This window comes from Allobosea sp. 05L423, from assembly GCF_056397745.1.
The window spans coordinates 434,818-449,355 of sequence record NZ_JBFTOA010000002.1 but is presented as its reverse complement, the minus strand read 5'-3'; the positions used below and the strand labels follow the sequence as shown (position 1 = coordinate 449,355).

The 14,538-nt window shown below is 66.4% G+C and carries 12 protein-coding genes; 4 read left to right on the top strand and 8 right to left on the bottom strand.

The features are described 5' to 3' along the window. Positions 1–11: 11 nt before the first annotated feature. Positions 12–1,379: a bifunctional UDP-N-acetylglucosamine diphosphorylase/glucosamine-1-phosphate N-acetyltransferase GlmU gene (glmU, locus tag AC1DNE_RS06150; protein ID WP_441471094.1), complete on the bottom strand. Its 1,368-nt coding sequence runs from the start codon at positions 1,377–1,379 to the stop codon at positions 12–14. A 322-nt stretch (positions 1,380–1,701) separates the two neighbouring features. On the opposite strand from glmU, the gene AC1DNE_RS06145 reads away from it, so the two are divergent. Both AC1DNE_RS06145 and mdoH read left to right on the top strand, forming a co-directional pair. Next, positions 1,702–3,249 carry an OpgD/OpgG family glucan biosynthesis protein gene (locus tag AC1DNE_RS06145; protein WP_441471053.1) on the top strand — a complete coding sequence of 516 codons (1,548 nt, stop codon included), beginning with the start codon at positions 1,702–1,704 and terminating at the stop codon, positions 3,247–3,249. Next, a complete protein-coding gene (gene mdoH, locus AC1DNE_RS06140; RefSeq protein WP_476840972.1) occupies positions 3,237–5,420 on the top strand; it encodes a glucans biosynthesis glucosyltransferase MdoH in 2,184 nt (727 codons plus the stop codon). The genes AC1DNE_RS06145 and mdoH overlap by 13 nt, the downstream gene beginning before the upstream one ends. A 64-nt stretch (positions 5,421–5,484) precedes the next feature. Here the strand turns inward: mdoH and AC1DNE_RS06135 are convergent, their stop codons facing one another. The 4 genes from AC1DNE_RS06135 to AC1DNE_RS06120 form a co-directional block, all read right to left on the bottom strand. Continuing rightward, positions 5,485–6,366 carry a VOC family protein gene (locus AC1DNE_RS06135; protein ID WP_441471051.1) on the bottom strand — a complete coding sequence of 294 codons (882 nt, stop codon included), beginning with the start codon at positions 6,364–6,366 and terminating at the stop codon, positions 5,485–5,487. A 165-nt stretch (positions 6,367–6,531) separates the two neighbouring features. Beyond that, positions 6,532–7,701, bottom strand: coding sequence for a glutathionylspermidine synthase family protein (locus AC1DNE_RS06130; protein WP_441471050.1), 1,170 nt, complete (start codon positions 7,699–7,701; stop codon positions 6,532–6,534). 1 nt (position 7,702) lies between these two features. Further along, complete coding sequence (locus tag AC1DNE_RS06125) at positions 7,703–8,323, bottom strand: DUF1190 domain-containing protein (RefSeq protein WP_441471049.1); 621 nt, start codon at positions 8,321–8,323, stop codon at positions 7,703–7,705. A 7-nt stretch (positions 8,324–8,330) separates the two neighbouring features. Then, positions 8,331–8,822, bottom strand: a complete 492-nt coding sequence (locus AC1DNE_RS06120) for a DUF350 domain-containing protein (RefSeq protein WP_476767049.1) — start codon at positions 8,820–8,822, stop codon at positions 8,331–8,333. Between the two features lie 20 nt (positions 8,823–8,842). Between AC1DNE_RS06120 and AC1DNE_RS06115 the strand changes: the two genes are divergently transcribed. Next, entirely contained in the window at positions 8,843–9,226 is a 384-nt protein-coding gene (locus AC1DNE_RS06115) for a GFA family protein (RefSeq protein ID WP_476767048.1), read from the top strand. Positions 9,227–9,324: 98 nt separating this feature from the next. Here the strand turns inward: AC1DNE_RS06115 and AC1DNE_RS06110 are convergent, their stop codons facing one another. The 3 genes from AC1DNE_RS06110 to tpiA all read right to left on the bottom strand — a co-directional run bounded on the left by AC1DNE_RS06110 (position 9,325) and on the right by tpiA (position 12,430). Beyond that, entirely contained in the window at positions 9,325–10,953 is a 1,629-nt protein-coding gene (locus tag AC1DNE_RS06110) for a CTP synthase (RefSeq protein ID WP_476767047.1), read from the bottom strand. Between the two features lie 152 nt (positions 10,954–11,105). Then, positions 11,106–11,513, bottom strand: a complete 408-nt coding sequence (gene secG, locus AC1DNE_RS06105; protein WP_441471045.1) for a preprotein translocase subunit SecG — start codon at positions 11,511–11,513, stop codon at positions 11,106–11,108. Between the two features lie 152 nt (positions 11,514–11,665). Next, the gene (tpiA, locus tag AC1DNE_RS06100; RefSeq protein WP_441471044.1) at positions 11,666–12,430 is read right to left on the bottom strand and encodes a triose-phosphate isomerase; all 765 of its coding nucleotides are present in this window, start codon (positions 12,428–12,430) and stop codon (positions 11,666–11,668) included. 193 nt (positions 12,431–12,623) lie between these two features. Here tpiA and AC1DNE_RS06095 point away from each other — a divergent pair, with 193 nt between their 5' ends. Then, complete coding sequence (locus tag AC1DNE_RS06095) at positions 12,624–14,537, top strand: peptidylprolyl isomerase (protein ID WP_476767046.1); 1,914 nt, start codon at positions 12,624–12,626, stop codon at positions 14,535–14,537. The last annotated feature ends 1 nt before the right edge of the window (position 14,538 follow it).

The following is a 14,538-nucleotide window of genomic DNA, read 5'->3' as shown; positions in this document are numbered from 1 at the left end:
GAGAAACCCGGCTATTCGGCCGCCTTCTTGGCGGCTTTCCGAGCCATTGCCTCTGCTCGGAACGTTTTCGCCCAGCCTTCCTTCCCGAACTGCCGGCCGCGGCCGATGGCGAGCGCATCGGGGGCAACATCGCTGGTGATGACCGAGCCGGAGCCGATATAGGCACCTTCGCCGATCGTGACGGGCGCAACAAGCGAGGAGTTCGAGCCGACGAAGGCGTTCGCGCCGATCGTCGTCTTCGACTTGGTGAAGCCGTCATAGTTGCAGGTGATGGTGCCGGCGCCGATGTTGGCTGCCGCGCCTATCGTCGCGTCCCCGATATAGGTCAGATGGTTGACCTTGGCCCCGGGGCCGATATCCGCCGCCTTCACCTCGACGAAGTTGCCGACCTTGGACTTGTCCGCGAGCTTCGCGCCCGGCCGCAGACGGGCGAAGGGGCCGACATTTGCCCCCTCGCCGATGGTGGCCCCCTCCAGATGCGAGAAGGCGTGGATCAAGGCACCGTCGGCGACGCGCACGCCCGGTCCGAAAATCACATTGGGCTCGATCACGACGTCGCGGCCGATCTCGGTATCGACGCTGAAGAAGACCGTCTCCGGGGCGATCAGAGTCGCGCCGCCGAGCATGACGGCGTTGCGCTTGTGCCGCTGGAATTCCGCTTCTACCGCGGCCAACTGCACCCGGTCGTTGACGCCCTGGACTTCGCTCTCCGGCGCCTTCAGCACGACGGCATCCAGCCCGCGCGACCGCGCGATAGCCACCGCGTCGGTCAGGTAGAATTCGCGCTGGCCGTTTTCGTCGTCGATCGCTTCGAGAATCGCCAGCGCATGCTCCCCGGCGAGCGCCATCAGGCCGGCATTGCAAAGCTTGATCTTGCGCTGCGCCGACGTCGCGTCCTTGTGCTCGATGATGGCCTCGAGCTTCCCGTCATGCTCGACAAGCCGGCCATAGCCGTTCGGGTCGCGCGCTTCGAAGCCGAGGACGGCGACCGCCGCCCCTCCTGCCAGTGCCCCGCGCAGGGCCATGAAGGTTTCCGGCCGGACGAGCGGCGTGTCGGCAAAGGCGACCAGGATCTCTCCGTGGCCGGCTTTCAGGGCTTCCCTTGCCGCCAGCACCGCATGGGCGGTTCCGCGCCGCTCGTGCTGCGTCGCGATCCGTGCCGACGGAAGGAGTTTCAAGGTCTCCGCGCCGACCTCGGGGCGCTCGGACGAGATCACGACCGCAACGGCGTCCGCGCCGGCCTGTGAGACCGACGACAGGACATGGCCCAGCATGGAAAGACCGGCAACGGGATGAAGCACCTTCGGGGTCCGCGACTGCATGCGGGTGCCCTCGCCGGCCGCCAGAACGATCGCAAGGCAGGAGCGAGCCGGCTGCATTTCGGTCATCTTTGTCGTTTCCCCTGCGGGCATGATTAGATTTCTGCCCGCTCCTCACGGTCGCTTTCGCGCATGCTGGCGTTGCAGGCGGCGTGGATAGCCGATCCTTTCGGCTTTTGCCAAAGTCGAAATGGAAAAAAAGGGGCTCCCGAGAATGACCACCGTTCATCAATCATCATAGGTCGTTCCGGGATGCCCCTCCAGCGGGTTCGATCACCACTAATTTCCTGATCGGAACCGCTTTTCAGCCGAACTGGAAATGCTCTAGAAGCGCGGAGGGCGAGGGCGTCGTCCGCGCAGTTTGGAAAAGATGTCGAATCCCTTGAATCGCAGACAGTTTCTGGAGGGTGCGGCCGGCGGCGCGGCCCTGCTGTCTCTGGCCGCTCCGGCTGCGGCCCAGACGCCGACAGGCGCGGCCGCCTTCAACATTCCCGCTCTCGCCGATGGGCAGCGTTTCGACCCGGCCCTGGTGGTCGACGCTGCTCGCACATTGGCGCAGCGTCCGCTGATCCCCCTTGGGGCGTCCGACCTGCCTGAGGGGTATGCGACGCTGCCGGCGGATCAGTTCGCCGGGATTCGCACGCGTCCCGAGGCGACGATCTGGGCCGGAGAGAACCGTGGCTTCACGGTCGAGCCGCTGCATCGCGGTTTTGTGTTCTCCAATCCGGTCAGCCTGTTCACGGTCGAGGATGGGACGGTGCGCCGCGTTTCCTTCGATCGCGGCAAGTTCGACTATGGCCGCGTCACGCCCCCCCCGGCGAATGCCGACCTGCAGTTCTCCGGCATGCGGATCGCGGCCGGGCTCGAGCGGCCCTTCGAGGTCGCGATCTTCCAGGGTGCAACCTTCTTCCGTGCGCTGGCTCGCGGGCAGAATTTCGGTGCGATGTCGCGCGCGCTCATCCTGCGTCCGGGCGAGCAGCGCGGCGAGGAACTGCCCTTCTTCCGCGCCTTCTGGATCGAGCGCCCGAGCCCCGCCACCGGTTCGCTGGTGATCCACGGACTGCTCGATTCGGAGAGCGTGACCGGTGCGGCGCGGATGACGCTGCGCCCTGGCGACGTGACCTTCATCGACGTCGAGATGACTTTGTTCGCCCGTCAGGCGCTGGAGCATGTCGGCTTCGGCTGCATCAGCGCGACTTTCCTGTCCGGTCCGCAAAGCCGGCGTACCTTCGATGACCTCAGGCCGTCGATCGGTGAGGTTTCGGGCGTGCAGATGTGGTCGGGCGGCGGCGAATGGATCTACCGGCCGGTGAACAACCCCGCGACATTGCAGGTCTCCTCCTTCGTCGACGAGAACCCGAAGGGCTTCGGCCTGGTGCAGCGCGAGCGCGATCCAGCCGCGTTCCAGGACGACGACCAGCGCTTCGAGCTCAGGCCGAGCGTCTGGAACGAGCCTCTGGGCGACTGGGGCGCCGGCTCGGTCCAACTGATCGAGATCCCCAGCGACTCCGAGCCGAACAAGAACATCATCATGTACTGGCGGCCCCGGCAGCCGCTGGCAGCCGGCAGCGAGACCTCGATCAGCTATCGACAGGCCTGGTGCTGGCAGCCGCCCGAACGGCCGCCACTGGCGATTGCGACCCGCACCCGGCAGGGCAAGGGCTCGCAGGGCCGCCGCCGCCGCTTCATCGTCGAATTCACCGGCGACAAGCTTGGGGATGCGGCGCTGATCGCCTCGACGCGGGCGACGGTTACCGCGCAGCCCGGCGCGGTGCATGGCGTGCGGCTCTGGCCCTATCCGGAGCGCAAGATGATGCGTGTCGGGTTCGAGGTCGATCCGGGCACCGAAGCGCTCTCCGAGCTTAGGCTCGTCCTGCAATCCGGCGGCCAGCCCGTCTCGGAAACATGGTTGAATCGATGGACGTGGTGACCGCGCCCCGCCAGGAGATCGCGGAGACCGAGGCGCGCAGCTTCAATCCCGCCCGCGAGCCTGCGACTCCGCCCGAGGACAGGCTGATCATGCCGGTGCAGTCCTTCCGGAGCTGGAACGCCTCCGAGCGGCGCAAGCCCGCGGTACCGGCCAACTGGAAGACGCCCTGGCTCAAGCGCCTCTTCGTCTTCGGCGGCGGTTTCGCCCTCACGGCCTATGGCGCCTGGGAAATGTACAATGTCGTGTCGGTCAGCCGCACGACCTCGTTGCAGTACGCCTTGCTGGTGCTGTTCACGATCAACTTCTCGTGGATTGCCCTCGCCTTCACCAGCGCCCTGCTCGGCTTCTTCGGCGTGCTCTTTGGCGCCGGTCGCGCGGATCGGGCGGAAAGCCTGAAGCATCGCACCGTCGTGGTGATGCCGATCTACAACGAATCTTCGGCACGCATCTTCGCGGCGGTCGCCGCGATCCGCGAGTCGGTCGATGCGACCGGGCTCGGCGACCATTTCGACTACTTCATCGTCTCGGACACGACCAATCCGGATGTCTGGGTGGCGGAGGAGCGGGCGTTCCTGGCGCTGCGCGAGCGGCTCGGCCCCAATTCGCGCGTCTATTATCGCCACCGCCCGAAGAACCATCACCGCAAGGCCGGTAACATCGCTGATTTCGTCACGCGCTGGGGCGGCCTCTACGAGCACATGGTCGTGCTCGACGCCGACAGCCTGATGACCGGCACCTGCATCGTGCGCCTTGCCGCCGCGATGGAGGCCGATCCCGACGCCGGCATCATCCAGTCGCTGCCGCTGATCATCAACCGCAACACCTTCTTCGCGCGGCTGCAGCAGTTCGCGGCCCGGGTCTACGGCCCCGTCATCGCAACCGGCCTCGCCATGTGGTCCGGCCGTGACGGCAACTACTGGGGCCACAACGCCATCATCCGGACGAAGGCCTTCGCCGATCATTGCGGCCTGCCCGATCTCAAGGGCAAGCCGCCCTTCGGCGGCCATGTGCTGAGCCATGACTTCGTCGAGGCGGCTCTGATCCGCCGCGCCGGCTGGTCGGTCTACATGCTGCCGGACCTGACGGGCTCCTACGAAGAGAGCCCGCCCTCGCTGATCGACATCTCGGTGCGCGATCGGCGCTGGTGCCAGGGCAATCTCCAGCATTCGCGCATCATGGGCGCGAAGGGCTTCGTGACGCCGACGCGCCAGCATTTCGCCACCGGCATCATGGGCTATCTCGCCTCGCCGCTTTGGCTGATGCAACTGGTGGTCGGTATCCTGATCGTGCTGCAGGTCAACTACGCCAGGCCCGAGTACTTCACGCAGGAATTCACGCTCTTCCCGGTATGGCCGCGGTTCGACCCCGAACGCGCCTTGCGCCTGTTCGCGCTGACCATGGCGATCCTGCTGGCGCCGAAGCTGTTCGGCCTCCTGCTGACGCTGTTCAACAACAAGCTGCGGCGCGCCGGCGGCGGCGCGATCCGCCTGGTCGTCTCCGCCCTGATCGAAGTGCTGTTCTCGGCCTTCTTCGCGCCGATCATGATGCTGATCCAGTCGGGCTCGGTCTTCCAGATTCTGCTCGGACGCGACACCGGCTGGAATCCGCAGCGCCGCGACGACGGCTCGATCCCGCTCAAGGACATCATCCGCCGCCACCGCACCCATACGGTGCTGGGTATCGTGACCGGCCTGTCGGCCTTCATGATCGCGACCTCGCTCTTCGCCTGGATGTCGCCGACGATCGTCGGCCTCGTGCTGGCGATTCCGCTGTCCTGGGCGTCCGGCCAGCTCGCGATCGGCCTCTGGCTCAAGCGGCACAAGCTTTTGATGACGCCGGAGGAAGGCGCTCCGCCGACGATCGCGCTGCGCGCCAACGAATTGCAGGCCGAGTTCGAGAGGGCAGGCTTCGACGATGCCGATGGCATCAGGGCGCTTCATGCCGATGCCGAGCTGCGCCACGCCCATGAGCTGATGCTGCCCTACGGCCAGTCGCGCCGGCGCGGCGAGATCGAGCCGGACCGGGCCGTGGCCCAGGCCAAGCTCGTCGATGCAGAGAGCGTCGAGGATGCGGCGATCTGGCTGAAGCCGAAGGAGCGCATGGTCGTGCTGCACGACCGCGCGCTGATCGGGCTGTTGGCGTCGCTGCCGCCCGTCGAAGCCAAGAGCTGAGGTCACGTCATTCCGGGACAAGCCCGGAATGACGGAGCGATTGCTGCTGCTTGGCGGCAGATGCTCAGATCTGCTCGAAGGCGATCATGCAGCCCATGGCATCCTCGGCCTGAACGAAGAGCCGTTCCTCGTTCTGCACGAAGGGGATCTCCGCCGCCGTCAGGCGCTCGGCCACGGCATCGAGGCTCGGTACTGCGACGCAGAAGCCGAGGAAGCGGGCCGGCGTCGTGTCCGGCTCGACCTGATAGGCGCCCAGTGCAGCCTCGGGATCGAGCACGTCGATGCGCCCTCGCGGCAAGGCGAGAACATAGTCCTCGTTGCCTTCCAGCACCTCGGCACCGCCGCTGAACGTGGTCAGGAAGCCGCGGTGGACGGACGGCTCCACGGCGAGCATCACGGCCGAGGTCAGCGCTGTCGCGCCGTTCGGATGCTGCTGGAATTCGGGATTCCAGAAGTTCTGCGGCTCGAGTTGCTGGCAGACGAAGAAGCCGCATTCAGGCGCGCGGGTATCGGCCGCAAAGGCCAGTTCGAAGGCGACCCGCACCGTGGAGCCGTCCGGCCGCTTGCCCTGACGCTCGAAGAAGAAAGGCTCGAAATCTCCGATTCCGGCAGCCTGGAACGCGGCCGCGTCGGCCTTGGCATTGGTGCTTTCCAGCACCAGCATCGAGAGCCCATCCCCCTGCCCGGCCAGCGCATCGCGAACGAAGGCGCCGAAGGAGAAGCGGCGTTCGCCATGCGGCGGGATCGCGTTCTGGTCGGCGATGGTGACGAGTTCGAGGAACGAGCCCGGGAACTGCACGATTCGGTTCTCGGTGCCCCAGGGGTGGCGGTTGCGGGTACCGACGCGGAAGCCGAGCTTCTCATAGAAGCGCCATGCGGCATCGAGATCGCGCACGCCGATGACGAGATGGTCGAGGCCGCGGGGCGTTGAGGCTGTGGCAGGCATGGCAGGCTCTTTCGACAGGCGTCAGGAACCCAAGGCTAGAGCATTTTCGGCCCGTTTTGAAACGTCATTGCGAGGAGCGCAGCGAAGCAATCCATGGGAACCGGGTCGAAGCCTATCACCCTGTCCTCCCGGATTGCTTCGCTGCGCTCGCGATGATGGCGAGGGCTACGGCTCGATGTAGTGCGGCAGGAAGCGCGATGTGTTCTTGGTGATCGGCGAGGCGTCTTCGCGCAGGCACAGCCCGCAGGCCTGCGAGGCGACGAGCCAGGAGCCCAGCACGGCATAGTTGCCGTCGGCCGAGAACAGATTGGTCGCCGCATCCTGCAGAATATGCCCCTCCGCACCATAGGGACCGTCGTCGCTGTCGAGCACCTGGTCGCGCTCCATCAGCGTGACGTTGGCGCCCTCGCGCGAATAGAGCGGCTTGCGCACGCGGCGGGCCGACAGGGTCGCGCAGCGTGGATCGCCCTCGAAGAAGGCCGGCAGCAGGTTGGGATGACCGGGCTCCATCTCCCAGAGGCAGGCGAGCAGCCCCTTGTTGGAGAGAAGCGCCTTCCAGGGCGGCTCGATGAACTGGCACCGCGAGCCGGCGAGCGCCTCGCCGTAGCTCTCCCGGAACAGCCATTCCCAGGGGTACAGCTTGAAGAGCGTCTCGATCGGCTGGTTGGCGCCGTCGCAGAAGCGTCCATCTGTGAGCAGGCCGATCTCCTCGATATAGGTGAAGCGCACATCAAGGCCGGCCTGAACGGCGCAATCGGTGAGATAATCGACCGTACCCTTGTCCTCGACGCTGCCATGAACACAGGTCAGATGCAGACGATAGGGCCAAGGTTCGCGCAGCGCCGCGAAGGCGGCGATCAGGCGTTCATGCAGCGAATTGAACTGATCGGCGCCAGCCGGGATCGCGCCGCGGGCCATCGCATGCTCTAGCCAGTCCCACTGCACGACACTCGATTCGAACAGGGCCGTCGGCGTATCGGCGTTGTATTCGAGCAGCTTGGCGGGGCCCCGCCCGTCATAGGCGAGATCGAGCCGGCCATAGAGGTTGCGCTGGCCGTGCTGCCAGCTCTTGCGGATATAGTCCCAGTGCTCGGCCGGAATGGCGAGGCGGGTCAGAATTTCTTCGCTCCCCAGCGCCTTCTCGATGAAGGCGAAGCAGAGCTGCTCGATCGCCTCGGTCGGGGCCTCGATGTCGCGCTCGATCTCCTCGATGGTGAAGGCGTAGGTCGCGGTTTCGTCCCAATAGGTCTCGCCGTCGATGGTGTGGAAGGCGAAGCCCAGCCGCTCGACCTGTTCGGTCCAGCCCGGGCGCGGTGCGAGGGGGACGCGGCGCATCTCAGGACGAGGAATGCGAGGAATAGGAGCGCGCGGTCGAGCCGAAGCCGCCCCGCGACGAGACGCTCGTCGTCGCGACGCTGCCGCCCCGCGCGCCTGCGGCAAAGGCTGCGGTGACGCCGCGCCCGTTCGTCGTCGAATAGGCCCGCGACCGACTGCTGCTGGACGAGCCGCCGGTCCCGCCTGACGAGCCTGATGATGAGCCCCCATTGCGCGCCTGCTGGCATTCCGGCTGGGGCGAGCCGGGTGGGCAGGCTGCCGTGGTGGGTGGCAGCAGCGGCTGTGCCTGCGTACCGGCGAAGCCACGCGCGAGCATGAAGCCGGCCAGCGCGGGGATGAAATACTGCGCTCCGCCTGCGCTGGCCGAGCTGCAGCCATTGGCGCCGTATTGCGCCTCGCATTCGTTCTGGTTGCGGAACTTCGGCGCGTCGTTCAGGCGTGCGGCAGTCGCTTCCGAGAATGCGGTCTCGCATTGTCCGGCGCTGAGCTGTCCGGCGGCCCGGCAGTCGCTCAAGCTGTTGTAGACGAGGTCTTCCTCGCTCTCGTCCCCCGTCATCGACCAGACTGTGGCGACGAGGAGGACGCCGGCGGCAGCGAGTCCGATTTGGGACGAGCGCTTCATGGCTGCCTCATTCCGTCATGCTGGCCGCGGCCAGCGTTCCCGACACGACGGCGATCACTGCAAGCATCACGGCCGAAGGCAGGCTGTCCTGCTCGATCTTCCGAGACAATTCCGGGATCAAGAGGCGCCCGACACCATAGGCTGCGAACTGGATGAGCATCGCCGCGACCGCCCAAAGGATGCAGTCTGGAATGCTGCTTGCCTGAGCGATCGCCTGCTCCAGCGGTAGCGAAAAACCGACGACATTGCCGCCGAGCGCGACCGCCGCCGAGAGGTTGCCATCCCGGATCAAGACTATCTCATCATGCGGGGTCATGTGCAGATAGAGCGCGGCGAAGGCGGCAATCAGCGCCGCGCCGACGACGAAATAAAGAAGAAAGGCGGGCAGCCCTGCCATCGAGACCGTCATGCTGACCGCGCCCCCGGGTGCTGATGCATTATTATACATGTATGGTTGCGGCGCGCCACAAATATATCCAAAAAAGTGTGTCGACGTCATTCGAGGCGAGGATGAAGCGTATGACGATCAGGAAAGCCCGCTGCAGTTGCGGCCAGCTGCGCGTCGCGTGCCGGGGAGAACCGGCCATCGTCGTGCTCTGCCACTGCCGGGCGTGCCAGATGCGAACAGGCAGTCCTTATGGCGTCGCGGCCTTTTTTGCACGGGGTGCCATCGTCATTTCGGGAACATATAGCGATTACGACCGGCCCGCCGACAGCGGCTTTCGCGTCCTGCATCATTTCTGCCCGGTCTGCGGCAGCACGGTCTTCTGGGAACCGTCTCGCAGGCCGGAGATGATCGCGGTCGCGGTCGGAGCCTTTGCCGATCCCGAATTCCCGGCCCCGCAAAAGGCCGTCTTCGAGCAGCACCGTCACCCTTGGGTGGCGGTACAGCTCGATCGCTAGCGCCTGCGATTTCCATCAGGAAAATGCGGCCATCCCGGCTCTGCGCGTCGCTCCAGCCGGGATGACCGGGTTTCCATCAAGGTGCGGCGTGATCCAGATCAGACCAGCCGGCTCTGGGCCTTCGCCGCCTCTATGAAGCTCGCGAAAAGCGGGTGCGGCTCGAAGGGGCGGGACTTCAGCTCGGGATGGTACTGCACGCCGATGAACCAGGGATGGTCGGGATACTCGACCGTCTCGGGCAGCAGACCGTCCGGCGACAGCCCGGCGAAGCGCATGCCCTTCGCCTCCAGCCGCTCGCGATAGCCCATATTGACCTCGTAGCGGTGGCGATGCCGCTCGGAGATCTCGGTCGAGCCGTAGATATCCGCGATCTTGGAGCCAGCCGCCAGCTTCGAATCGTAGGCGCCGAGCCGCATCGTGCCGCCGAGATCGCCGCCGGATGCGCGCTGCTCCAGGTCGTTGCCGCGCATCCACTCGGTCATCAGGCCGACGACCGGCTCCGTGGTCGGTCCGAACTCGGTCGAGTTGGCGCCTTCGATGCCGGCGAGCGAGCGCGCCGCCTCGATCACCGCCATCTGCATGCCGAAGCAGATGCCGAAATACGGCACCTTGCGCTGCCGGGCGAAGGTCGCCGCCTTGATCTTGCCCTCGGCGCCGCGATGGCCGAAGCCGCCCGGCACGAGGATGCCATGGACATGCTCGAGGAAGGGCGCGGGGTCCTCCTTCTCGAAGACCTCGGATTCGATCCAGTCGAGGTTCACCTTGACGTTGTTGGCGATGCCGCCATGCGTCAGCGCCTCGATGAGGGACTTATAGGCGTCCTTCATGCCGGTGTACTTGCCGACGACGGCGATGGTGACCTCGCCCTCGGGGTTCTTCACGCGCTCGGAGATGCGCTTCCAATTCGAGACGTCCGGCTCGGTCGAGGCGTCGAGGCCGAAGGCGGCGAGTACCTCATTGTCGAGCCCCTCCGCGTGATAGGAGAGCGGCACGTCGTAGATCGAGGCGACGTCGCGAGCCTCGATCACGGCCGTCTCGCGGACGTTGCAGAACAGGGCGAGCTTGCGGCGCTCCTCGCGCGGAATCTCGCGGTCCGTGCGGCAGAGCAGGATGTCGGGCTGGATGCCGATTGAACGCAGCTCGGCGACCGAATGCTGGGTCGGCTTGGTCTTCAGCTCGCCGGCCGTCGGGATGTAGGGCAGCAGCGTCAGATGCGTGAAGATGCACTGGCCGCGCGGCAGCTGCTGGCTGATCTGACGGATCGATTCGAGGAAGGGCAGGCTCTCGATGTCGCCGACCGTGCCGCCGATCTCGACCAGCGTGAAGTCGTAGCCCTCGTTGCCGGTGAGCACGAATTCCTTGATGGCGTTGGTGACATGCGGGACGACCTGGATCGTCGCACCGAGATAGTCGCCGCGCCGCTCCTTGGTCAGGATGTCCATGTAGATGCGGCCGGTGGTGATGTTGTCGCCCCGGTTACAGGGCCGGCCGGTGAAACGCTCGTAGTGACCGAGATCGAGATCAGTCTCGGCGCCGTCGTCGGTGACGAAGACTTCGCCGTGCTGATACGGGCTCATCGTGCCCGGATCGACATTGAGGTAGGGGTCGAGCTTGCGCAGGCGGACCTTATAGCCACGAGCCTGCAGAAGGGCTGCGAGAGCCGCCGCCGCCAGGCCTTTGCCAAGCGAGGACACCACGCCGCCGGTGATGAAAACATACCGCGTCATGGGAGTTCACCTCTATCGCCACGGGTTCGATTCGCTAAGCGCCTTCAGTGCAGTCCCGACCTGCCCTGAGCGCTTGTCCACAAAAGAGAAGGCCGGTCGCCCGGCCCCTCTCAACTCAAAAGAGAAGGGCCGGTTTCCCGGCCCTGCCCTGCTTACTGTTGTGGCGCCGCTGGCGGCGTCGGCGGCTGTGCGCCGCCCTGGCTTTGGTTCTGCATCTGGCGGAGCTGGTCGAGCACGCCGGCATTCGGGGCGCTCGGAGCCGCAGGCGCGCCAGGGGTCGCAGGCGCGGTCGTCGCCGGAGCGCCGTCGATGATCGAGCGCTGGACGCGGCCGCGATTGGCCATCACGGCCAGCACGATCGAGGTCAGGAAGAAGAGAGCTGCGAGGATCGCCGTTGCGCGGGTCAGCGCATTGGCCTGGCCGCGGCCGGTCATGAAGCCGCCGACGCCGCCACCGCCGCTGCCCATGCCGAGGCCGCCACCCTCCGAGCGCTGCAGCAGCACGACGCCGACGAGCGCGACGACGATGATCAGGTGGATGACGATGAGAACGTTCTGCATGGTCTCACGAAATGGATATGGCGCGGGCTGCCGGCAAGGGCCACCCGCTCCTCCTCGAAAGGTCGAGGCGAATTCGGCGGCGCACATAACATGCGTGCGCCGACAGCGCCACCCCTCTGTGACCGCCGATCAGCCCTGCGCCCTGCTCCGGCTCAGCCGTTGCAGGCGCGGGCGATCGCCAGGAATTCTTCGGCCTTCAGACTCGCCCCGCCGACGAGCGCGCCATCGACATGGGCGACGTTCATCAGCTCCGCCGCGTTGGAAGGCTTGACCGAGCCGCCATAGAGCAGCCGTACGCCGGCCGCCGCGGCCTTGCCGATGAGGCGGCCAAGCTCGGTGCGGATGGCAGCATGCATCTCGGCGACGTCGGCCGCAGTCGGCGTCAGGCCGGTGCCGATGGCCCAGACCGGCTCATAGGCGACCACGAGCGTGGCCGCCGTCGATCCCTCCGGAATCGAGCCGCGCAGCTGCTTCTTGACGATGGCGAGCGCCTTGCCGGCCTCGCGTTCGTCCTTGGTCTCGCCGACGCAGACGATCGGCACCAGCAGCGCCTTCTGCGCCGCCTCGGCCTTGGCCTTGACCGTCGCATTGCTCTCGCCATGGAGCGTGCGGCGCTCGGAATGGCCGACGATGCAGAAGCTCGCGCCGGCATCGGCCAGCATTGCGGCCGAAAGCTCACCCGTGAAGGCGCCGGAGCCTTGCGTGCTGCAATCCTGCCCGCCGGTGGCGATGCGCGCGCCGATCAGGGTTGCCGAAGTCGTGAACAGCAGGGTGGCGGGCGGGCAGATGGCGATATCGACGGCCTGCTTCAGCGCTGTGTCGTAGCCCTTCGCCACCTCGGCTGCGATGGCGATATCGGCCTTCACGCCGTTCATCTTCCAGTTGCCGGCTACCAGCGGCCTGATGCTGCGCGTCACGTCTTTCCTCCGAAAATTCAGTCCCTGCGCTCTAGCAACGCCCGCCCGCCGCCGCAATCGCATGCGACCTCGCGACAGGAAACAGCCGGGACGATTGCGGCTTTCGCCGCCGGTTCCTATAAGCAGCGCCGAAACAGACACGCGCACGGCCACGATCCCGCGCGGCGAACAGGAACAGGGAAAGACAGCTTCCATGATGATGCAGGGCATCCGCAAGGCGAGTCAGGGTTTTCTCGGCAAGCTCGTCGTCAGCGTCATGTTCGGCGTCCTTATCCTCGCCTTCGCGATCTGGGGCGTCGGCGACATCTTCCGCGGCTATGGCCGGAACGAGGTGGCGAAGGTCGGCAAGACCGAGATCGGCCTCGAGCAGATGCGCCAGGCCTATCAGAACGATCTGCAGAACCTGATCCGCCAGCAGCGCCGCCAGATCTCGCCCGAGATGGCGCGCGCGCTCGGCCTCGACCGGCAGGTGCTCTCCCGTCTGCTGACCGAGGCGACGCTGGACCAGACGGCGCAGAGCATGCGGCTCGCCGTCTCGGATGACACGATCCGCAACCTGATCTTCGACGATCCGGTCTTCCGCGACGCGGCCGGCCAGTTCTCTTCGGCGCGCTTCAACGAGCTGCTGCGCTCGAACGGCTATACCGAACAGACCTATGTTGCGCTTCAGCGCTCGACCATCCTGCGCCAGCAGCTCTCCGAGATGCTGGCCGGTGGCCTCACCGCCCCGCTTGCCCTGCAGGAGCTTGGCAGCCGCCTGCGCAACGAGAAGCGCGCCGTCACCTTCGCGCGGATGCCGGCGAGCGCTGCCGGCGAGATCGCAGCGCCGACCGAGGACCAGCTCAAGACCTTCTTCAACGACCGCAAGATCGCCTTCCGCGCGCCGGAATACCGCACGGCCGACATCCTCGCGATCTCGGCCGATACGATCGCCGATCCGGCCAAGGTCACGGATGAGGAGGCCAAGGCGCGCTACGAGGCGGTCAAGGCCCAGCGCTTCACCACGGCCGAGACCCGCACCATCCAGCAGATCGCTTTCCCGAATGTCGAGGAAGCCCAGGCTGCCAAGGCCAAGATCGACGGCGGCGAGACCTTCGACGAGATCGCGACCGAGCGGAACGTCGCCTTCAACGACCTGACGCTCGGCACCTTCACGCGCGATCAGGTCTTCGACGCTGCCGTGCGCGAGGCCGCCTTCGCCCTCGAGCAGGAAGGCGTCAGCGCGCCGGTCAACAGCGCCTTCGGCACTGTGCTGCTGCGCGTGACGAAGGTCGACACCGCGCATGTGCGCCCCTTCGAGGAGGTCGCTGCCGAGCTGAAGCAGGAGATCGCGACCAGCCGCGCGGCCGGGCACATCACCGAGCTGCACGACAAGATCGAGGACCAGCGCGCCGCCGCCAAGCCGCTCGCCGAGATCGCCAAGGAGTTCAACCTGAAGCTGCGCAGCGCCGGCCCGCTGAACGCCACGCTCGGCCGGCCCGACGGCTCGAAGGAGGAGGCATTGCCGGGCGGCGACGCGACGCTGCAGGCGATCTTCCGCTCCGATATCGGCGTCGACAACGAGGCGATCCGCCTGCCGCGCGAAACGGGCTATGTCTGGTTCGACGTCACCAAGATCGACCCGGCGCGCGAGCGCGGCTTCGACGAGGTCAAGGCCGAGGTCGAGAAGCAATGGCGGGCCGACGAGACGGCGGCCAAGCTCGCGGCAAAGGCGCGTGAGCTGACCGAGCGGCTCGACAAGGGCGAGAGCTTCGACACGGTTGCCGCTTCGGCCGGGCTCACTATCGAGACCGCCGCCGATATCGGCCGTCAGGACCAGCGCCCGGAGCTGCCGGCCGCTGTCGTCAGCCAGATCTTTGGCACTGCCGCCGGCAAAAGCGGCTCGGCGGCCGGCGCGGATGGCGGGCGCATCCTGTTCAAGGTCGATTCGGCGACCGTTCCGCCCTACGTCCGCACCACGCAGGAAGCTACCAATTTCGAGCGGGCGCTCTCGTCGAGCGTCAGCGAGGACATCCTGCTGCAATACGTCGCCAAGCGTCAGGCTGAGCTGGGTGTCAGCATCAACGAGGCTGCCTTCCGCAATGCCACGGGCGGAGCGCAGAATTGAC